Genomic DNA, 20838 nt, shown 5'->3' with positions numbered 1-20838 from the left:
ATCAAAAATAATAGAAGAACTTTAAAGTTCTTCTATTATTTATTAAAAAAATTTATTATTAGATAACTTATTCCAGAGGTTAATGAAGATAGAATACTTCCCCAAATAATATCTATTATAGTTATAGATATAGGCCATTGTTTTACAGTTGCAAGATTAGTTAAATCATATGTTGAATAAGTTATAAATCCAAATATTCCTCCAACTAAAAAAGCATAAAGAACACTTTGCTTTTCAATCGCTGGGTTGAGAACAAAAAATTGAATTCCAATTATAAATATAATATAAAAAATAATTGCAGCTATCCAATTAAAATTATCTTTAATTATATATCCAAGATACTTATTATAGATATTTTTTGCAATTAATCCAAGCCAAAGAATATCTATGATAAAAAATACAATAAAAGAGATAACATAATTCCTTATAATATTCCACATAAAATTCCCTCCCAAATTATTATGTTACAAATATTATATTTATTTATTCCATGGACATAATAAAAATTCAAAAAAATCTAAAAGAATGAATAAAAATAGTCCCAAAAAACTTAAAATAACTATTCCACTATACATTTCAATATAATTATACCTCATCCAAGAATCCATTATGTAATAACCCATTCCATGTTCTGTTCCAAATGTTTCAGTAAAAAAAAGAACTGAAATCGTAGTTCCAACTGCTATTCTTAAAGCTGTAAGAACTTTTGATATTGTTGCAGGAAAAACTATATCTGTAAAAAAATCTATTTTTTTAGCCCCTAAAGATATAAATGTATCATAAATACCATTTTCTATTGATTTTACTCCATCTCTTGAAGCAAGTATTATTTGAAATATTATTATTAATACTATCATCAAGATTTTAGAAAGGTTTCCCAAACCAAATAATAGCATTATAATTGGTAATAAAGCTATTTTAGGAACAGGATATGTAAGGTATACAATAGGTGAGAGTATTTTATCTATTCTATCATAAAATCCCATTAAAATCCCCAAAGGATAGCCAATAATTAGAGCAAATAATATCCCTGTGACTATTCTAAATAAACTATAATTTATATGAATAAAAATATCTATTATATTTTTACTAAAAATATATATAATAACTTTATGAGGGTATGGAATTATAGGTTTATTTATAATAAAAGATAATAAATACCATAATCCAAGTATTATAAATGTAGCATATAATATTTTAAAAATATTTTTTTTTATATACTTCATATACTCAAATCCTTTTTTATATTTTTTATACATTTATAATAATCTTCATTGTAAAACTCAAATCTCTTTTGAAAGAAATCATTATCTATTTTTTTATATAAATTTCCTTCTTCTGTAATCATATATATTTTTTGTGATAGATATAAAGCTTCTTCAACACTATGAGTTACTATTAATGTTGTAACTGGGTTATTATTCCATATTCTTAAAAAATTATCTTGAATATTATCTCTTGTTATGGCATCTAAAGCTGAAAATGGTTCATCCATTAAAAGAAGTTGAGGTTTCAAAACAAAAGATCTCGCTATTGCAACTCTTTGTTTTTGTCCACCACTCAATTTTTTTGGATATTTGTCTAATATTTCTTCAATCCCAATCAAATTTGAAATTTTATGTATTAAATCATCATTTTTTTCCCGTTTTATCTTCAAAGATATTTTGATATTTTCATAGACAGTTTTCCAAGGTAAAAGTCCATAATCTTGTGGTATTAACCCTATTATGTTTTTTTTAGGGTTTATTTTTTCGTCATTTATTTTAATTTGACCGGTATAATCTTTTATTATACCGGCCAATATTTTTAAAAATGTTGTTTTTCCAGCTCCAGAAGGACCTATTATAGAAATAATCTCTCCATTTTTTACAGATATATTGATATTTTTCAAAATATTTCTTTCATTATAAGAAAAATTTAATCCTTCTATATTAAGCATAAAATTACCTCACAAATGTTGTATTTACTATTTCTTCATATTTAAATTCTTTACTTATAAGTTCTTTTTCATATAACCATTTTATAACTTCTTCAACATCTTTTTTTGTCGGTGCTTTTGCTTCATTATAATCAGGTAAAATGAGAGTATCTTTTATAAGGTCTGGAAATCCTGCCTTTTCTATAAGAATATCCGCATAATCAACTTTATCATGTGTTTTTAAATAATCAACAGCTCTATTATAAGCTTTATACATATTTTTTATTTCTTTCGTTTTATCATTTATAGATTTGCTGGTAAAAATTAAAACTCCTGGATTTATATTTAAATTATTTGAACTGTTTAAAAGCTTAGAGCCATTATTCATGGCAACTGTTGCTAAAGGTTCAGGAAGAGTTGCTGCTTGTATTTTTCCGTTTTGAAGCATTTCCAATCTTGTCGGTATTTTAGGTATGATGACTTTATTTATATCTTTTGGGTTTATATTTTCTTGTTCTAACATCATGTCCGTAGTATATTCTATTATTGTATTTTTAGAAATTGCTATATCTTTTCCTTTTAATTCTTTTATGTTATTTATATTAGAATCTTTATTGACCAATAATTTATAACTACCATTTGTCATAGATGTTATCATTATATCAAAACCATTATCATGTGCAAAAGCTTGTGCTAAAACATCTGAAATAGCTGCATCAAGATTATCACTTTGTAAAGCACTATCTCTATCAACAGGACTTTTAAAATACTCTATTTTTACATTTACATTCTCATCTTCAAAATATCCTTTTTCAGAAGCTATTATAAACGGTATAGAATCCACATCAGGTAAAACACCTATTATCAGTTGTTGTGGTTCTGATTTTTGACATGAAACAAGTGTAAATATCATCATTAAAACTACAAATAAATAAATAAAATATTTCTTCATTTTTTTAATTTCCTCCATTCCATTTTTTAAAAATATCATTTTTTATACCTATACTTTTAATAATTCTACCAATGGAATTATTTATTATATCTTCTATTTTTTGAGGTTTATCATAAAAAGATGGCATAGGGGGTACTATATTAACTCCAACTTTACTTAATTTAAGCATATTTTCAATATGAATAGAACTCAAAGGACTTTCTCTTGGGACTAAGGTTATTTTCCTTTTTTCTTTTAAACAAACATCTGCACATCTACATAAAAGATTATCAGAGATTCCATTGGACACTTTTGCAAGTGTTCCCATAGAACAAGGTACAATTATCATAGCATCAATATCAAAGGATCCACTTGCAATTGGAGCAAATAAATTTTTATTATTCCAAAAATTTATTTTACCAATTTCTTCATACTTTTGAATAAGATGATGTATATCAGTTTCAAGTTCATATTTAATAACTTCTTCAGCTGTTTGAGTTGTTATAATATGAACCTCATTTTGGAGTTTTAAAAGTTCTTCTATAATTCTATGTGCATAAATACTTCCACTGGCACCTGTTATTCCTATAATAATTTTTTTCATGTCATTCTCTCCAGTATTAAAAAAATATATCTATTGAAGTAAAAATTAAGAATAAAACACTCACTATTTGGTTTATACTATAAGAGGCTATTTTCATACTCTTTAAATCTTTTGGTGAAACCATTTTATGTTCAATAAAAAGTAATATCGATATTATTATCAATCCTATTAAATAAAATATTCCCATGTTCATAATATAGTATAATAAGAAAAGAATTCCTATTGAAAAAATATGCATTAAACTCGATATAATTAAAGATCCTTTTATTCCAAAAAAGACTGGTATAGAATGTAATTTATTTTCTTTATCAAAGTTGTAATCTTGTGTTGCATATATGATATCAAAACCTCCGACCCAAGCTGTAACAACTGCTCCAAGTAAAATCGGAACAATATCTATCGTTCCTTTAACTGCAATCCATGCTCCAACTGGAGCTCCACCGCAAGCTATTCCGAGTATTATATGGCATAACCAAGTAAATCTTTTAGTATATGAATAAATTACGAATATTGCTATTGCTAAAGGAGATAAATATAAACATAATGGATTGAGCATATACGCAGATATTTCCATTATAACAAAACAAAAGATTACTATTAATAAAGCTTCTCTTTTTTTTACTTTGCCTTTTGGTATATGTCTATCTTTAGTTCTTGGATTTTTTTTATCTATTTCAGCATCTATTATTCTATTAAGAGCATTTGCACCATTTCTTGCACCAAAAAGAGCTATTACAATCCATAAAAAAACATCGAAATTTGGTAATCCATTCGCAGCCCAAAACATAGAAATTAATGCAAATGGCAGAGAGAAAAGTGTATGAGAAAACATGACTAATTCTCCATATGTTTTTAATTTACTCAATACCATATTCGTTCCACCTATTATCTACAAGATTCTTTATTTCATCTTTCATGATTATATCATTCGGCCATTCTCTGGAATGTCCTTCTTCTTTCCATTTTTTAGTAGCATCTATTCCTAATTTATTACCAAAATGTGGTAAATTAGATGCATGATCTAAAGCATCTAAAGGGCCATTAACAATTTCTAAGTCTCTCTTTGCATCTATATTATTAAATACTTTCCAAGCAACTGTAGATAAATCTTGAGGGTTTACATCTTTATCTACTACTATTATCATTTTTGTATACATCATCTGTCCCATACCCCAAAGTGCATGCATAACTTTTTTTGCATGACCAGGATATTTTTTATCTATTGATACTATCACACAATTATGAAAAACTCCTTCTAATGGAAAATTCATATCTATTATTTCTGGAACATACATCTTCATTAAAGGTAAAAATATTCTTTCAGTTGCTTTACCGAGATAACAATCTTCCATTGGAGGTTTACCAACAACAGTTGCTGGATATATTGGATTCTTTTTTCTAGTTATTTTTTCAACATGAAATACAGGATACATATCAGCTAAAGAATAATATCCTGTATGATCCCCAAAAGGACCTTCGAGTTTAAGTTCATCTATATTTACATATCCTTCGAGGATAAATTCAGCATTTGCTGGAACATATATATCATTCGTGATGGCTTTTACAAGCTCTACAGGTTTCTTTCTCAAAAATCCTGCGAATAACATTTCATCTATCTCTTTTGGTAAAGGTGCTGTAGCTGAATATATAACTGCTGGATCACATCCAAGTGCAACATTTACAGGCATTTTTTTCCCTATTTTTTTATATTTTTCATATATAGATCTCCCATCTTTGTGTAAATGCCAATGCATACCCGTAGTATTTTTATCATATACTTGAAGTCTGTACATACCCATATTTTGCATTCCTGTTTCTGGATCTTTTGTTATTACAAGAGGAAGTGTCATAAATCTCCCTCCATCTTCTGGCCAACATTTTAAAACTGGTAATGTATCTAAATCTGCATCTTCTATAATTTCTTGACAAGGAGCATGACTTATTTTTTTAGGAAATACTTTCAACATTCTTGTAAGTTTTGGAATAGATTTAATTTTGTTCATTAAACTTATATAACTTGAAACATCTAAAAGTTCTATTATATCATTTGCTATATCATCTATTTTTTCTACTTCTAATGCTAAATTCATTCTTTCATAAGTCCCAAAAGCATTTATTAAAACTGGATAATTAGAATTTTTCACATTTTCAAATAAAAGTGCAGGGCCATATTCTTTTGAAACTCTATCCACAATTTCAGTTATTTCAAGTTCACTATCAACTTCTACTTTAATTCTCCTGAGTTGTTCTTTCTTCTCCAAGGTATTTATAAAATCACCTAAATCTTTATATGCCATAAAAACACCCCATTTTATAAAATTTACTTTATCGATTATACCCTAATAAATTTTTATTTATAAGTCATTATTCTTAATTATTTATTAAACCAAATAAATTAAAAATATGTTATTATTTTTTTCAGGAGGGATTAAAATGTTAAATGATCAGAAAAAAACAGCCTAATATGGCTTCGTTCAAATTGAATTTTAATTTATAATATTAAGAACGAAGCCATATTAGGAGGAATAATTATGAAAAATAATGTTTTCGAACATTGGTCAAGAGGTTATATAATAAAAGATCATATAAGTAATAAAAATATAGAAGTTGGTGATTATACTTATTATTCAGGATATTATCATGAAAAACATTTTGAAGATTATTGTGTTAGATATTTATCTGATGATATTGAAAATGTTGATAAATTAAAGATAGGAAAGTTTTGTTCAATAGGTTCAGGAGCCACTTTTATAATGGCAGGTAATCAAGGCCACAGATTTGACTGGATAACTACTTATCCTTTCTTCTATACACCTGATTTAAATGAAAATTCTAGGGATGGTTGGCAAAAAAAAGGAGACACCATCGTTGGTAATGATGTTTGGATTGGCTCCGAGGTCATAATAATGCCTGGTATTAATATTGGAGATGGTGCTGTAATAGGTACAAGATCTGTTGTCACCAAAGATGTTGAACCTTATTCTATAGTTGCTGGAAATCCTGCAAAATTTATAAAAAAAAGATTTTCAGAAGAAGAAATATCTATGTTATTAGAAATAAAATGGTGGAATAAAGATATAGAAATCATAAAAAAATATATAAATATTCTTTGTTCTAACAAAATAAAGGAATTTTATAATATAATAAAAAATATTTAAATATATAAACAACCTGTTTTAATTATAAAACAGGTTGTTTTTTATATTAATTCTTCTATTTTTCTATTTCTTATTATAGACCAAAAAGAGGGATGTCTTCCGGAGTAACATTTAATATTTTTATTTTGTGAATATAAAAACCTATTTATTTTTTCTTGTGTAAGATCTTTTAATGTTGTTTTTTTTATTTTTTTATATTTATCTTTATTTATCAATGAATCTAAATATTTTTTATTTATAGAACTCTTTGCGCCTTCTTTCATATAAGGATCTTTTTTATGAGAACCTTTAGTACATAAATTTACTATTATATCTGGTTCGTAAATATTTAGCCTATTTATAAAATCACAATCATAATCTTCATATTCCCAAAGTTCAAGCCATAATCTATCTCTATATATATTTGTATCATAGCCAAGACTACATTGATATTGTATTGAATTCATAAGAATTATATTATAATTTTTATTTTCAAGATATTTTTTCATGCTCTCTATAAAATATTTTTGTAAATTTTCTCCGGTTTTTCCCATAGCAGGTGCTGGAAAATTCAATTTTTGAGAATTAAATTCTTCTACATGAGGACTTTCAAGTATTATAATTATTTTATTTTCTAATCTACGAATTTCTTCTTTTTTTATTTTTATATATTCTTTATTTCTTTCTCTCAACTCTTTTTCAAACCATAAATTATTATTTATATTATCAATTGGATTGAAACTTCCAACATAATTATCTTCACACTTTTCAAATCTTGAATTCTCTATATTTATATTAAAATATTTATTATTTTCATCTATAAATTTTTTAAGGGGTATCATGCAAAAAATTCCTCCAATTATTTAAATTAAAAATTAAATTTATCAAGTAAATTTTTTAAATTTTCAGCAATTTCTTTTATATTTTTTTCTTCGAAAGGAGTTTTTAAGTTTGAAGATTCTAAAAGATCTATATATTCTTTCTTAGCACCAAATTTATTTAATTTCATATAATCATCCCAACTTTTTTCAAAGTTTTCAAGAGATTTAAATAAAAATTGATATGAACATATCCTTGCCAAAGCATAATCTATATAATAAAAAGGTTTTCTATATATATGAAGTTGTTTCTGCCAATAACCTCCATCTTCAAGATATTTATTACCTTCATAATTTTTATAAGGTGTATATTCTTTTTCTAATTCCCTCCATACTTTTCTTCTTTCTAATACTGAAAGTTCAGGTTTTTTATATACTTCATGTTGAAATTCATCAACTGTACACATATAAGGTATACTGAATATAGTCTTTATTAAATGTAAATATTTTGCTTTTTCTGTCTCTTCATCATAAAAACTTTCCATCCATTTCCAAGTAAAAAATTCCATACTCATAGAATGAATTTCAGCAATTTCCATAGTTATTGATGAATTCAACAATAAATCAAAATTTCTTGTAATATATGCATTAAAAGCATGACCTGTTTCATGAGTTAAAACTTTTATATCATGATCTGTTCCATTGAAATTTGCAAATATAAAGGGTACTTTATATTCTGGTAAATATGTACAATATCCTCCAGTTGCTTTAGATTTTTTACTTTTTAAATCAAAAAGATTATATTCTTTCATCGTTCTAAAAAATTCTGAGGTTTCTTTAGAAAGATTATCATACATTAAAATTGATTTTTCGATCAATCTTTCATAATCATCTTTTGGATAAGGATTACCTCCTTGAAAATAATAGTTTAAATCATAATATTTGAAGTCTTGAATATTTATTCTGCTCTTTTGTTTTTCTATAAGATCTTGTGTTATAGGAACTATATATTTTTTTATTGCATTTCTAAATTTTTTTACCTCTTCTTCGCCATATCCCAATCTGCCCATTCTATTATATCCAACTTGTATAAAATTTTTATATCCTAACTTCTTAGCTATCTTTGTTCTCTTTTTTACGAGTTCATCGTATATAGAATCAAATTTTTCTATATTTTCATAAAAAAAGTTATATGTTGCATCCCAAGCTTTTTTTCTTTCATCCCTTTGTTCACAAGCCATAAATGGTGTCATTTGGGATATATTATATTTTTTATTTTCAAAATTTATTTTAGCAGATGCTGTTAATTTAACATATTCATTTGCTAATTTTTCTTCTTCTGTTAAATCTTCCATAATTTCTTCATTCATATTTTTATTACTTAGTTCAATTTTTTTAAATAACGTTTTTCCATAAAGATCTTCAAAACTTCTTCTATTTTTACTATTCAAAAGACTTTCATGAAATATTTTTAAATTGTTATCAAAAGTAGGTGTTTTTTCTATAAAATAATTTTTTTCTTTCTTATAAAATTCATCTTCAGTATTTATTGTATATCTTATATGACATAAACTACTCATAGTTATAAAAAATCTCTTTTTTAGTTCCATTTCTTTTAAGATCTTATTTTGTTTTTCAAACTGATGTTCTGAATTAAATTTTTCTATTAATTCTTTTAAATCTAAAAAAAAATCTTCATCTGGTCTAATATATTTCATATCTTCAAAATTTTTCATATAAACCTCCAATTTTAAAAGTTTTAAATTAATATTCCCTCTATTTTTAGAAGTTCTCTTTTTATATGTAGTCCACCGCCATAGCCCACTAATGAACCATCTTCACCTATTACCCTGTGACATGGAATTATTATAGATATCGGATTTCTATTATTGGCCATTCCAACAGCTCTATAAGCTTTTGGGTTGTTAATTTTTTCTGCTATATATTTATAAGATACTGTTTTTCCATAAGGTATTTTTTTTAATTCTTCCCAAACCTTATTTTGAAATACTGTTCCCTTTGTTTGTAATGGAATCTCAAAATTCCTTCTTTTTCTATTCATGTATTCTTTAATTTGTTTATAAGTTTTTTTTATTAAATCTGTTTCTTTTTCTATATATTCAATATTCATTGGACCATATGATATATTAATTATTTTATTATTTTCTTCAAAAATATATAAATCATTTATATCATTGTGATATAAAAACATATTTACCATATAATATATCTCCTTTTAATTTAATTTGTCCCATAATTCTTTTATTTCTTTTTCATATTGTTTTAAAACTTTTAATATTTTTGGATCAAAATCTGAAGATTTTGTCCTCTGTGTACCATCAAATATTATTTTTAATGATTCTTCATGAGTATAAGCTTCTTTATATGGTCTTTTAGACCTTAAGGCATCATAAACATCTACTAAAGATACTATAGAAGATTCTATTGGAATTTTTTCTCCTGAAATATTAAAAGGATAACCTCCACCTTTATATTTTTCATGATGATATAATGAAATATTTAAAGCCGTTTCAAAATGTTTATCACCTCCAAGTAATCTATATGAATATGAAGTATGTTTCTTCATTTCTTTCCATTCTTCTGATGTCAACTTACCAGGTTTTTTCAAAATTTCTTTACTTATATATATTTTACCTATATCATGTAATGGAGCAAAATCTTCTATTTCTTTGATTTTTTTTGCATTTAATCCCATCTTTTGTGCTATAAAACCAGCCAATTTACCAACTCTTAAAATATGGTTTCCAGTTTCATCATCATAAGACTCTGCAAGATCCGCTAATTTTCTTGCAAAACTTAGGTATGAAGTATTTATTTCATCATTGTATTCTTGTATTGTTAAATATAATTGTATTAAACTTGCAAAATATTTTGAAAAATCAATAGATATTCTCGAAAATTCACTCTCTTTTTTGTCTGATGATATATCAAGTCCTATATTTCCATATAATTTATTTTTAGATTTTATAGGAATTATCAATGTTCTTCTATGAGGCTTTATAGCTTTGTTTATTATTTTTATAGTTTCTTCATCAAATTTATCTTCATATAATTTTAAAGATTCTATTTCTATTACCTCTTCATATAATTTTATTTTTTTAGAGTTCAAATAAATTGAATTTAATAATTCTTTATCATGCCCAATGGTTTCTAAAAATTCAATTTTATCATTTTTTTTCAACAGAATTGCACCATAATAAAATTCAGTTATAAACTGTTCAAGTATATAAAAAATATTAAGAAAAAAATCTTCTACATTTTCATAATTTAAATACATAACTAATATTAAATTTTCAATTTTATTGATAAGTATATTTATTTCTGTATAAGATTGTTCAAGTTCTTCATTTATTGCATACATTTCTTCATTTGCAGATTTTAATTCTTCATTATTTTTTAAAAGTTTATTCTCATTTTCAATTAACTTTTCATTCAGCACACTATTTTCTTGATTTTTTACTTCTAAACTGTTTATTAAAAGATTTATATTATCTGCCATTTTATTTAATTTCATAGATATTAATTCTATTTCATCATTAGAATTTATATAAAAATCTGTTTCTAAATTTTTTTCAGAATAATTATTTATTTTCTCTAATAGAAGTTTTAAATTTTTTTGCTGTTTTTTATATACAATAAATATAATTATTATTAATGAAATTAAAAATAATAAAAGGTATATAGATTCAGATATGAACTGTTGATTTACTTTTTTTTGAACATCATCTAAATATATTCCAGTTCCAAAAAACCAATTTAATTCTTTTATTATTCTTACATAAGAAAGTTTGTTTTCAATTTGTCCATTAGCTGGATTTTCCCAATAATATTCTAAATATCCTTCATCATGATTTTTTACTATATCTATAAATGATTTTATTAAGTATTTTCCATTTATATCTTGTGAATTTAAAAGATTATCTCCTTTTTCATATTTTGTAAAGGGTATTTCTACTTCTCCATTTAAATTTAAAGTAAATATATAATTGCTATCTTCATAATTAATATCCTGTATTAGATCATATAATCTCAATTTAGCTTCTTCATAAGTTATTATATCGTTTTTTACAAGATTTATATGGTATTCGAAAACATTATCAACTAAATCAACTAAATTTATTAATTCTCTTTTTCTTTCTTCATATGCCATGTTCATTATGCTAAAATAATTTGCAATTAAACTTATAATAGAATATGTCACTATTATTATTAAAATAATAAAAAAATATTTTAAAGTAGATTTGTTTTTCATAAATCACCTCACTTTTATACATAATAATATTTTAACAAATTTTTATAAAAATGAGTCAAAAATAAATATTTTTTAATAAAAAAAGGTAGAGATTTTAATTCTCTACCTTTTTGTTTAAAGTTTATTTTGTTTTAAATTCTTTTTATAAGATTTTAATTTCGTATATATCTCATTTTTGAATGGATTTAATTTATTATTTTTAATAGTATATATTTCATATATTAATACAGAAACATTCATGGTCAATGCTAATATACTTAGCAAGAGTAAAGCTTCTGGTTTATGAGATGATTTTACTGCAAAAATAGAGTTGCTGGCAAAGCTTGGAAAAGTTAATGTAAACATTGTATATATTGCTAAAGTTTGTGCTCTATGTTGAAGCCATATACCTTTTTTTACAAAAAATTCTGCAATTACACAAGATAAAATAAGTATAAACCCTGCATAAAAAGATCTATCAGATATTGCATTATAACAATATGATATATTCCAAATTCCATATGCTAAAATCCAAAACCATAATTGATCTGCCCAAACCATATCCTTTGATTTGTTTCTTGAAATTCTTATATATCCCCAACCTGTTATGGTTAATATATTTATTATTCCAGCAATTCCATTTATTATATTCCAAGGTCCCCCCAACATATATAAACCATTTTCTATAATTCCCGTTTTACTAAAACATTCAAAATCTCTATAAACTGCTTCCAATATATTTATTGATAATATAAGACCTGGAAAAAGTAGCATAAATTTATTATTTTCTAATTTTTTTATATATCTTAAAGCCATAAACCCTATTACTCCTATTAAAGCAGAATAAGTTTTAACCCATGCAAACCAGTATCCAGAAGATGTTCCCGCCCCAGCAGTCTTTGGCCATACAGTCATTGTTAATATTATAGGCATTATTATATATACAGATATTGATATCCATTTATTTCTTCTTGTTATTTCATTTATTAATATCAAACCCAATAATACTAATAAAGCAGCAATAAAAGAAGATAAATTTATTTTATCAAAAAAGAACATTTAATTCCCCCCCATCCTTTAAATCAAAACAGATAATAAAATTAGCGATACATTGATAATCATAAAAATCAATTGTGCCGAAGTATTTTGTGTTTTTTTAACAAAATATTCAAATTTTTCACTTTTCATTTTTTCTTCCCAATATTGTTTTTTAGCTATTTGAATAAAACCTGCGATAGTTAAAGAATTTGCTCTAAATATTAACCATAATCCTGGATTTCTTGTTATCAAAACTCCTATTAAAGGAGCAGTTAAAACTCCTAAATGAAACTTTGCAATAGAAGGACTAAATTCATTCGTAACAAAAAACCAATTCCATATTGTATAGGCAATCCACCAAAATACTGTTCCAATATCTGTTGGAAGATTTGCATCATAATATTTTCCAAACCATGTTCCTTTCATATAAAATATTGAAATTGCCAATATTAATCCAGTTATAAAATTAAAATATTTTTTTCTTTTTAAATCCGTAATTGTAGCTTCCAATATGTTGATAACCAAAAATATAATGACAATTTTCACATACAGTTGGCCATTTAAAAGATTTAAAGCAGCAAAAACAACCAGTATTCTCATGAGTAGAAGAGTAGAAAGTTTTAATTTTTCAAAAAATACTGTTTTTAATTTCAAAAGAACTATTATAGGTATTATGATATTGATTGGAATATTTGCCCAAATAGGATTATATGAGGTGAGCATAGATAAAGCAGTGAATACTCCAGTCATTATAATTAAAATTAAGTTAGAATTTATTCCCTTTTTTTCAAAACCAGAATTTGTCATTTTAATTCCCCCATTATTATATTATTTAGATGCATATTTCTATATCAGTTATAGGATAAGCTTTACAAGAGTGAATATATCCAAATTTTTCATCTGCATGTCTAAGTAAAACTCCTCTTGGCATAAATACTTTACCTTTTTTTAGTTGAACTCTACAAAGACTGCATTCCCCACTTCTACAACATACATTTACTCTTATACCATTTTTCTCGAGAGTTGTTAATAATGAATCTTTACTAAATGCTTCTATCTCTTTTTTATCATTTATTTTAATTTTAAAAGTTTCATTACCTGATAAATTTTTCGGCCATCCTGGTTCATTTTGAATATCTTGTCTACTTCCAAACATTTCTCTTCTGATCATACTTTTCTTTATATTCATTTTCTCTAATTCATTAACTACAAAATCGTTCATTATTTGTGGACCACATATATAATATGTTTTATTTTTTATATCTTTTATAAGATTTTTAATACATTTTTCATCTATAAATCCTTTCAATCCTTTGTATGTTTGTTTTGGTTCTGATAAAATAACAGAAAATTTAAAATTTGAATGTTTATTTTGTATTCTTTCCAATTCTTCTTTAAATAAAATATTATCTTCATCACGACAGCCATAAATCAAATGAATATTTCTATCCAATCCTGATTCTGTAACTTCTTTTATCATACTTATAAAAGGAGTAATACCACTTCCACCTGCTATATAAACATTATTTTTATTGTGAAAAGCAGGATTGAAATGAAATACTCCGGCTGGGCCATTAGCTTCAAATTCATCTCCAACTTTCACTTTATCTAAAAAATAATCTGAAACAAATCCATTTTGTATTCTTGCAACTGTAATTTCATAATATGCTCTTTGTTTATTTGAAGAACATATACTATATGGCCTACTTGTTCTAACTCCATCTATTTCAACAAATAAATTTATATATTGTCCACTTTGAAAAACTGGCAGATATTCATCTTTTGTTATCAATCTAAATGTTTTTGCATTTTCATTAATATTTCTTATTTCAGATACTATTAATTTTAAATTATCTCTATGCAATCTATTTATTGTTTTCTCTACCTTTCCTTTTTCAAGGCTATAATCATAACCAGTTTTTTTCAAAACTTTTATTTCATTTAAAGTTTCTTTTCCATTAGGCATCGTTCTTATTATCATTTCTTTTAAATCTGACATTATTTTTCAACTCCTTTAAGAATCTTATCCGCAACTGTGCTTCCATAAAGATAGTTTGGCCCAAATCCACATATATTTACCCAACCATTTGAAAAAGTTAAATTCTTTATATATTCTTCTCTTGGAAAGAAAAAAACACTTGATTTCAAATCTTGTTCAAATCCGTATATAGCACCTTGTGGATGTTTTAAATACCTCATATGGGTTAATGGAGTCGCAACTTCGAACTCTTCTATATGTGAACGAAATCCAGGATATTTTTTTTCTAAACGATCTATTATCATATTGCCCGCTTTATATTTAGTTTCATAATATTCTTCGGCAGATAGTTCCATCCATGCTTTTCCATATTTTAAAGTACCAGCTGTTATAACTGTAGTTCCTTCTGGAGAAACTTTTGGATCATCTACTGTATAACAGGTATTTATAAGCGGATCTATATCTGGCATTAATTTATATGCATTTTGAAATGATTCATTACAATCAAGATTTTCATAATTTAAATTAAAACTATCTGTAAATCCAATTTCTTTAGGTGTACAATCTAATCCAATAAAACATGTTAAAGCAGATATTCCAACTGTATAACTTTTTAAATATTCTTTAGCCTGTTTCACACTTTCTTCTGTTTTTATTAAATTAAAATACGTTTCTATCGGAGATATTCCTGATACAACAAAATCACATTTATACTCATTATCAAACTCATCTATCACTCCATAAGCTTTACCATTTTTTATAAGTATTTGTTTTGCTCCACAATTATATTTTATTTCTCCTCCATTATTTCTTATAGTATCAGCAAGAGCTTGTGAAATAACTTGTGATCCACCTCTAAGATAATATGGTTTATCTTCCATATAAATATAAGTACATCTTGCAAGTATTGAAAAAGGAAATCTATTAGGAGGCATTCCCATAAAACACCAATACGCATTCACACATAATTGTAATTCTACACTCTTGAAAAATTCGTCCAAAACTTCTTGAGTACTTTTTAATGCATATTTTGCAAGCGTCGGAAATTTTTTACTAAAAAATTGTTTTATCATTATTTTTTTTAATTTACTTGGTTCATTAACAGAATTAGCCTGCATTTCTGCAAATTTGTCAGTTTCTATACTAAAGTTATACACTGTATCAAAATAATTTGTAATATTTTCGGATTCATCAGGAAATTTTTCTTTTAATAATTTTTCAGCATCTTTCCTATTAGCTGGCAGAGATACTCCTTTTCCATCTGGAAAATTAACTTTAAACAATGATTCTATAGGAATCCACTCTATTTTGTCTTCTATTCCATATTCTTTAAAAAGTTCTCTTAATGGACCAGGTTTTTCTGAACTTCCCATAGAACTCAATTGATGAAGTGCAACCTCAAATTCAAATCTTCCCCTTCTAAAGCTTGTTCCACACCCTCCAGGTATATTATGTTTTTCTAATACTAAAACTTTCTTGCCATTTATTGCTAATTTAGTAGCAGTTGATAATCCACCATTTCCAGCACCTATAATGATTACATCATAGTTCATAAAATTCCCCCTTTTAATATATCGAATTTAATTCACCGAATTAAGTTCAATGGAATTTTATCATTACAAAAAAATATTGTCAAATTCTTCACAAAGATTAAATTAAAGTTTTTTTAACTTATTTTACATCTTTTCCAATTATTTGCATAAATATCCATTATTTTGATAATATTTGTATATCTTAAAAAAAAAATATATAATTAATGCGAGGTGAAAAAGTTGAATAATCTAACAAACAGACAAAAACAAGCTATAAATACTAAATTTAAAATAACTGAAATAGCTTTAGAATTATTTAAAAGCAAAGGAATTAAAAAAGTTAAAATAAAAGATATTTGTAATAAAGCCAATGTTTCTATAGGTACTTTTTATCATTATTTTGATTCTAAAGAAAAAATATTGGAAAAATCTTATATTCAAATAGACTCCATGATTGCTGAAAATATAGAAAATATAGTTTATGAGAATAATTTAGATAGGATTTTAAAACTTTTTAATAGGGCAAATATTCTTATTGAAGATTTAGGTTGGAGGTTTGTAGCCGATGCTTATACCCATTTACTTACAAGCGAAGATAGATATTCTTTATGTTCTAAAAGATACCCTTATGTTTTAATTAAAGAATCTCTTGAAAAAGGTATTATAGCCGGAGAATTTCTGCCTAATTTTAACCCTGAAGAAGTATCTGAAGTATGTATGCGTTTAGGTAGAGGAATGGTTTTTGATTGGTGCCTTCATAAAGGTAGCTATTCTTTAACTTCGGAAAGCGAAAAATCTATAATAACTTATTTGAAGACTTTTCAAGTCAAAATATAATAAAAAAACCTCCAAAATAGAAGATAAAAATTACAAATCTATTTTGGAGTTCTATATTATTTTTTATTTAAATATTTTATATATGAATCTTAAAATTTGAAAATTGAAATATTCCATTTCCTTGTTCTAATCTATTTTCAGATTCTATCTTTTCAAATGCTTTTAATATTTCATCTATGATATCAATATTTATTTTTAATTCATTATGTGCTGGCAATATTTTTTTTATTCCTTTTATTTTACTTATTTTTTCGACTGAATTTTTAAATTTTATAGGATCAGTTGTTGGATAAAAGGCGTATAATGTACCGCTATATATGAGATCACCTGTAAAGAGATATCCTCTTTCTTCTTCAAAAAAACACATATGCCCAGGAGAATGACCTGGAGTATGCATAGCCCTTATTTCACGATTTCCTATATTAATTATTTGATCATCTTTTATATATTTTACTTTATCACTTTTAAAAATTTTATATTCCTCTAAATCAAATTCTTCTGGAGGTTTTTTACTGAAATTTTTAGGTTCTAAATTATTTTTTACTATTTTTTCTGGTACTGGAAATTTTTCTAAACACCAATCTTTTTCAAGCTCATTTATATATATTTCATCAAATCTTTTATGATCCCCTATATGATCCCAATGAAAATGTGTAGTTAAAACTATTATAGGGAGATTGGTGAGTTTTTCTACCTCTTTTTTTATGTTTCCAATACCTAAACCTGTATCTATTAATAATGCTTTTTCATTTCCAACAATTAGATATGAATGCATTTTTTCCCAATGACCATATTCACTTATAGCAAATGTTTCATCATCTATCTTTTCTATGGTAAACCATTGTTCCATGAGAATCCACCTCTATTTTATTTCTAGCACTGCAACACTTTCTATATGGCTCGAGTGGTCAGTATGGATAAAATTTAATTTTTTCAAAAAGCCTCGTATGTGGGAATATGCCAATCAATAAACATCTTATAATAAATTATATCATTCTGGAGCAATGAAAAAACAGCCCAAAAAAGAGCTGTTTAGCTTATTATTTTCTTGTTTTAGTCGCATTACTTATATTAGATGACCTACAAACATTCCTAATATAGTTGATGTAGACGGTGTTTGATGGATAACTTTTGTACTTCTATTTGATATTCGTTCAGGGGACCAATGTTCGTTAATCTTTATAGTTAAATAATCAATAACATCTTTAGATAATTTACTTTTCCTATGACAGTCTTTCCTTCTATCGATATATTTATCGTTTGCCTTTATTAGGAAATAGTTAGTATAATCTCCACTACTATTTTTTATTTTAGATGAATTTCTTTTAATTTCTCGAGATATTTTACTAGATGGCCTTCTAATTGCTTGTACAATTTTCCTTATACTCATTCCTAAATTTAAAAGTTGATAGATACAAGCTCTCTTTTCCTTGATAAGATGGTTAAACCGATCCTTTTAATATGTTTTGTTTGGTCACTTACAAATTAACACAGCTGATTAGCTATGAGTTTATTTTATGTTGCATTTATTATGATAAACTATCTATTTAAAAAACTGTTGAGGTTTGTATGTTTATTCATACCCCAACAGTTTCTTTTGTTCCCATTTTTATAAAAAGTAAATAATATTAGAATTTGTAAATCGCTACTGCAAATAAATAACGGCCTAGCCAAAATACATCATTTTCAATAAGATAAGCTAAAAATATCCTAATAAAAATTAATAAAGTCTTAACTAAATCTTAAAATATTACTTGTTTTGTTATTCTTTTTTTTCAATAACCGATGCTTCAAGTAAAGATTTAGAGAATTTTTCAGTTTCCTTCAAAAATTCATCATCCGGCATCCATGAAGCTTTTATTTCCTCATCAATAATTTGGAATCCTGCTTTTTCAAGCTCATCTCTCAATATCTTATTTCCTTCACCAGACCAGCCGTATGATCCAAAGACACCGGCCACCTTATCTTTGAATTTAAGTTCTTGAAGAAAATGTAGCCACCCAGATATAGTAGTAATCGCAGATCTACCAACTGTTGGCGAACCAACAGCTATTGCTCTTGACTTAAATACTTCTGTCATAATATCATTTCTATCCATTTCTGCAACTGATAAGACTTTGGTCCTGGTAGATGGTGAAATTTCTCTAATATCATCTGCAATTTTGTGGGCTATTTTTTTAGTTGCTCCCCACATTGAATCATAGATAACTGTTACTTGATCTTCCTTATAGTTATCGGCCCACTCAGCATATTTCTGTACTATCTCTAGAGCATTTTCTCTCCAGATGCTTCCATGGCTTGTTGCTATAATATCTATAGGAAGGTTCATTGCAACAATTTCCTCTATTTTCTTTTTTGCAAAACTTGAGAAAGGTGTCAATATATTCGCATAGTATTTCATAGCTTCATTCCAAAGGATGGTTGGATCTGCCTTGTCATTGAAAAGTTCACTTAGGGCATAGTGTTGGCCAAAGGCATCGTTTGAAAACAAGATATTATCGCCAGTCATATATGTTGCCATTGAGTCTGGCCAATGAAGCATGGTCATTTCTACAAAAACTAATTGCTTGCCATTGCCTATATCCACAGAATCACCAGTCTTAACTACCCTATAGTCCCATTCTGGATGGTGATACTGGCCAATTAGAGATTTCTTTCCATTGGCTGTACAATAAATCGGTGTGTTTGGAATTTCTTCCATGATTTCTACAAGTGATCCAGAATGGTCTGGTTCTCCGTGATTAATTACAATGTAATCAATTTCTTTTAGGTCAATTTCTGTTTTGAGATTTTTAACAAACTCCTCTTTATGAGGTGTCCAGACTGTATCTATCAATACAGTTTTTTCTTCTTGTATTAGGTATGCATTTTGGCTAGAGCCATGGTGAACAGAAAATTCACTCCCATGGAATTCCTGTAGTTCCCAATCGATTTTACCAACCCAATATACATTATTTTTTATTTGTTTCTTCATTATTTTCCTCCATTTTCCCTATATTTTTCAAACATCATAGAATTTTCTTTGAATATATGGATAAATACATCCTTTACTAGCTTTTCTAGCAAATTAAATGTATGCACATATGTTCTGCAGGCATCTTCTGGCGGATTAAACCAATCGGTTAGTTCTATCATTTCCTTGATAATATCTCCCGCCTCTTCATGGTCAGTTTCTAATTCTTCAACTTTTTTGATTACTTCTTGGCTAGGTGATTCATTTTCTAACATTAGTGGGAAAGTAATTTCTTCTTTTACAAAGTGTTCTTCTAATTCCTTCTTAAGGTCTGCAAAAAGAGAATGAAGCTTCATCAATTCCTCACCATGATGTGCGAAATGAACAGATAGGATTTTATTTAATAATGGATCTATTTCAAAAAGCAAATCTCTTTCTCTTTTGTGATGATCTATGATTAAAGAGTCTATCATCTCTTTTATATCTAAATTCTTAAAATCATCTAGATTCATTATATCTTCTGTATCAGAATTATCGGACTTAATTGCTCCTTGAATTTTTTTAGCAAGATCATTTGCATCGATGTTTTTTTCTTTTGCAACTTCTTCAACAGTCATATGGCCATTACAACAAAAGTCAATCTTCTCCTTATTAAAAAAATCTATCATATTGGTATCCGCCTTAACTAGGTCTTCTATCTTAGTATTAATACCTATCATTTTACCCTCCTTTTTTATTAGCTATAGTATCTTTCTAAATTCTAAAAACGTTTATTTAAAGTAATTTTAAACGATGTTAAAAGGGATATTTACCTCCATAGGTTATAATTAAATTGTTAAG

Annotated in this window: 21 protein-coding genes; 2 read left to right on the top strand and 19 right to left on the bottom strand. The window is 26.1% G+C overall.

Annotated features, from left to right (window positions below; genetic code table 11):
- Positions 1-35: 35 nt before the first annotated feature.
- The 7 genes from PWP28_RS11900 to PWP28_RS11870 are packed head-to-tail and all read right to left on the bottom strand — an operon-like array spanning position 36 to position 5750.
- Positions 36-440: a DUF2177 family protein gene (locus PWP28_RS11900; protein WP_308644812.1), complete on the bottom strand. Its 405-nt coding sequence runs from the start codon at positions 438-440 to the stop codon at positions 36-38.
- A gap of 39 nt (positions 441-479) precedes the next feature.
- Positions 480-1226, bottom strand: a complete 747-nt coding sequence (locus PWP28_RS11895; RefSeq protein ID WP_305081199.1) for an ABC transporter permease — start codon at positions 1224-1226, stop codon at positions 480-482.
- Complete coding sequence (locus PWP28_RS11890; protein ID WP_305081200.1) at positions 1223-1939, bottom strand: ABC transporter ATP-binding protein; 717 nt, start codon at positions 1937-1939, stop codon at positions 1223-1225. Before PWP28_RS11890 ends, PWP28_RS11895 begins: the two co-directional genes overlap by 4 nt.
- A gap of 4 nt (positions 1940-1943) precedes the next feature.
- Complete coding sequence (locus PWP28_RS11885; RefSeq protein WP_305081201.1) at positions 1944-2870, bottom strand: ABC transporter substrate-binding protein; 927 nt, start codon at positions 2868-2870, stop codon at positions 1944-1946.
- Between the two features lie 4 nt (positions 2871-2874).
- Positions 2875-3453: a UbiX family flavin prenyltransferase gene (locus PWP28_RS11880; protein ID WP_109605082.1), complete on the bottom strand. Its 579-nt coding sequence runs from the start codon at positions 3451-3453 to the stop codon at positions 2875-2877.
- Between the two features lie 16 nt (positions 3454-3469).
- Positions 3470-4324: a UbiA-like polyprenyltransferase gene (locus PWP28_RS11875; protein WP_109605081.1), complete on the bottom strand. Its 855-nt coding sequence runs from the start codon at positions 4322-4324 to the stop codon at positions 3470-3472.
- Positions 4311-5750: a menaquinone biosynthesis decarboxylase gene (locus PWP28_RS11870; protein WP_109605080.1), complete on the bottom strand. Its 1440-nt coding sequence runs from the start codon at positions 5748-5750 to the stop codon at positions 4311-4313. The genes PWP28_RS11875 and PWP28_RS11870 overlap by 14 nt, the downstream gene beginning before the upstream one ends.
- 234 nt (positions 5751-5984) lie before the next feature.
- Between PWP28_RS11870 and PWP28_RS11865 the strand changes: the two genes are divergently transcribed.
- Positions 5985-6611 (top strand): CatB-related O-acetyltransferase, encoded by a 627-nt coding sequence (locus PWP28_RS11865; protein ID WP_109605079.1) that lies wholly within the window; start codon positions 5985-5987, stop codon positions 6609-6611.
- Positions 6612-6652: 41 nt separating this feature from the next.
- Here the strand turns inward: PWP28_RS11865 and PWP28_RS11860 are convergent, their stop codons facing one another.
- From PWP28_RS11860 to PWP28_RS11825, 8 genes are all read right to left on the bottom strand, one after another.
- On the bottom strand, positions 6653-7432 hold the full coding sequence (locus PWP28_RS11860; protein WP_109605078.1) for a hypothetical protein: 780 nt from the start codon (positions 7430-7432) through the stop codon (positions 6653-6655).
- 26 nt (positions 7433-7458) lie between these two features.
- Positions 7459-9144 carry a M3 family oligoendopeptidase gene (locus PWP28_RS11855; protein ID WP_308644811.1) on the bottom strand — a complete coding sequence of 562 codons (1686 nt, stop codon included), beginning with the start codon at positions 9142-9144 and terminating at the stop codon, positions 7459-7461.
- A 23-nt stretch (positions 9145-9167) separates the two neighbouring features.
- Positions 9168-9629 (bottom strand): methylated-DNA--[protein]-cysteine S-methyltransferase, encoded by a 462-nt coding sequence (locus PWP28_RS11850; protein WP_308644810.1) that lies wholly within the window; start codon positions 9627-9629, stop codon positions 9168-9170.
- Positions 9630-9644: 15 nt separating this feature from the next.
- Positions 9645-11681: a cache domain-containing protein gene (locus PWP28_RS11845; protein WP_308644809.1), complete on the bottom strand. Its 2037-nt coding sequence runs from the start codon at positions 11679-11681 to the stop codon at positions 9645-9647.
- Positions 11682-11795: 114 nt separating this feature from the next.
- Positions 11796-12719, bottom strand: coding sequence for a DUF5692 family protein (locus PWP28_RS11840; protein WP_308644808.1), 924 nt, complete (start codon positions 12717-12719; stop codon positions 11796-11798).
- A gap of 18 nt (positions 12720-12737) precedes the next feature.
- Complete coding sequence (locus tag PWP28_RS11835; RefSeq protein ID WP_308644807.1) at positions 12738-13505, bottom strand: hypothetical protein; 768 nt, start codon at positions 13503-13505, stop codon at positions 12738-12740.
- Positions 13506-13530: 25 nt separating this feature from the next.
- The gene (locus PWP28_RS11830; protein ID WP_305082018.1) at positions 13531-14697 is read right to left on the bottom strand and encodes a flavin reductase family protein; all 1167 of its coding nucleotides are present in this window, start codon (positions 14695-14697) and stop codon (positions 13531-13533) included.
- Complete coding sequence (locus tag PWP28_RS11825) at positions 14697-16229, bottom strand: NAD(P)/FAD-dependent oxidoreductase (protein ID WP_109605071.1); 1533 nt, start codon at positions 16227-16229, stop codon at positions 14697-14699. The genes PWP28_RS11830 and PWP28_RS11825 overlap by 1 nt, the downstream gene beginning before the upstream one ends.
- Before the next feature lie 219 nt (positions 16230-16448).
- Here PWP28_RS11825 and PWP28_RS11820 point away from each other — a divergent pair, with 219 nt between their 5' ends.
- Positions 16449-17045, top strand: coding sequence for a TetR/AcrR family transcriptional regulator (locus tag PWP28_RS11820; protein WP_158274854.1), 597 nt, complete (start codon positions 16449-16451; stop codon positions 17043-17045).
- A 76-nt stretch (positions 17046-17121) separates the two neighbouring features.
- Here the strand turns inward: PWP28_RS11820 and PWP28_RS11815 are convergent, their stop codons facing one another.
- The 4 genes from PWP28_RS11815 to PWP28_RS11805 all read right to left on the bottom strand — a co-directional run bounded on the left by PWP28_RS11815 (position 17122) and on the right by PWP28_RS11805 (position 20717).
- Positions 17122-17895 carry an MBL fold metallo-hydrolase gene (locus PWP28_RS11815; protein ID WP_109605069.1) on the bottom strand — a complete coding sequence of 258 codons (774 nt, stop codon included), beginning with the start codon at positions 17893-17895 and terminating at the stop codon, positions 17122-17124.
- Positions 17896-18111: 216 nt separating this feature from the next.
- Complete coding sequence (locus tag PWP28_RS13870) at positions 18112-18480, bottom strand: helix-turn-helix domain-containing protein (RefSeq protein WP_374045493.1); 369 nt, start codon at positions 18478-18480, stop codon at positions 18112-18114.
- Positions 18481-18807: 327 nt separating this feature from the next.
- Positions 18808-20019 carry an MBL fold metallo-hydrolase gene (locus PWP28_RS11810; protein ID WP_308644806.1) on the bottom strand — a complete coding sequence of 404 codons (1212 nt, stop codon included), beginning with the start codon at positions 20017-20019 and terminating at the stop codon, positions 18808-18810.
- Positions 20019-20717: a DUF542 domain-containing protein gene (locus PWP28_RS11805; RefSeq protein ID WP_308644805.1), complete on the bottom strand. Its 699-nt coding sequence runs from the start codon at positions 20715-20717 to the stop codon at positions 20019-20021. Before PWP28_RS11805 ends, PWP28_RS11810 begins: the two co-directional genes overlap by 1 nt.
- Positions 20718-20838: the final 121 nt, after the last annotated feature.

Origin of the sequence: Oceanotoga sp. (assembly GCF_030445905.1) — a bacterium.
Taxonomy (GTDB): Bacteria; Thermotogota; Thermotogae; order Petrotogales; family Petrotogaceae; genus Oceanotoga; species Oceanotoga teriensis.
This window is presented reverse-complemented; position numbering and strand designations above follow the sequence as displayed.

Bases quoted from the DNA above. Each gene is read 5' to 3' on its own strand.
- PWP28_RS11845 (WP_308644809.1), bottom strand. From the start codon at position 11,681: ATGAAAAACAAATCTACTTTAAAATATTTTTTTATTATTTTAATAATA.
- PWP28_RS11835 (WP_308644807.1), bottom strand. From the start codon at position 13,505: ATGACAAATTCTGGTTTTGAAAAAAAGGGAATAAATTCTAACTTAATT.
- PWP28_RS11810 (WP_308644806.1), bottom strand. From the start codon at position 20,019: ATGAAGAAACAAATAAAAAATAATGTATATTGGGTTGGTAAAATCGAT.
- PWP28_RS11830 (WP_305082018.1), bottom strand. From the start codon at position 14,697: ATGTCAGATTTAAAAGAAATGATAATAAGAACGATGCCTAATGGAAAA.
- PWP28_RS11895 (WP_305081199.1), bottom strand. From the start codon at position 1,226: ATGAAGTATATAAAAAAAAATATTTTTAAAATATTATATGCTACATTT.
- PWP28_RS11850 (WP_308644810.1), bottom strand. From the start codon at position 9,629: ATGGTAAATATGTTTTTATATCACAATGATATAAATGATTTATATATT.
- PWP28_RS11840 (WP_308644808.1), bottom strand. From the start codon at position 12,719: ATGTTCTTTTTTGATAAAATAAATTTATCTTCTTTTATTGCTGCTTTA.
- PWP28_RS11875 (WP_109605081.1), bottom strand. From the start codon at position 4,324: ATGGTATTGAGTAAATTAAAAACATATGGAGAATTAGTCATGTTTTCT.
- PWP28_RS11855 (WP_308644811.1), bottom strand. From the start codon at position 9,144: ATGAAAAATTTTGAAGATATGAAATATATTAGACCAGATGAAGATTTT.
- PWP28_RS11825 (WP_109605071.1), bottom strand. From the start codon at position 16,229: ATGAACTATGATGTAATCATTATAGGTGCTGGAAATGGTGGATTATCA.
- PWP28_RS11860 (WP_109605078.1), bottom strand. From the start codon at position 7,432: ATGATACCCCTTAAAAAATTTATAGATGAAAATAATAAATATTTTAAT.
- PWP28_RS11815 (WP_109605069.1), bottom strand. From the start codon at position 17,895: ATGGAACAATGGTTTACCATAGAAAAGATAGATGATGAAACATTTGCT.
- PWP28_RS11890 (WP_305081200.1), bottom strand. From the start codon at position 1,939: ATGCTTAATATAGAAGGATTAAATTTTTCTTATAATGAAAGAAATATT.
- PWP28_RS11865 (WP_109605079.1), top strand. From the start codon at position 5,985: ATGAAAAATAATGTTTTCGAACATTGGTCAAGAGGTTATATAATAAAA.
- PWP28_RS11805 (WP_308644805.1), bottom strand. From the start codon at position 20,717: ATGATAGGTATTAATACTAAGATAGAAGACCTAGTTAAGGCGGATACC.
- PWP28_RS11870 (WP_109605080.1), bottom strand. From the start codon at position 5,750: ATGGCATATAAAGATTTAGGTGATTTTATAAATACCTTGGAGAAGAAA.
- PWP28_RS11885 (WP_305081201.1), bottom strand. From the start codon at position 2,870: ATGAAGAAATATTTTATTTATTTATTTGTAGTTTTAATGATGATATTT.
- PWP28_RS11900 (WP_308644812.1), bottom strand. From the start codon at position 440: ATGTGGAATATTATAAGGAATTATGTTATCTCTTTTATTGTATTTTTT.
- PWP28_RS11880 (WP_109605082.1), bottom strand. From the start codon at position 3,453: ATGAAAAAAATTATTATAGGAATAACAGGTGCCAGTGGAAGTATTTAT.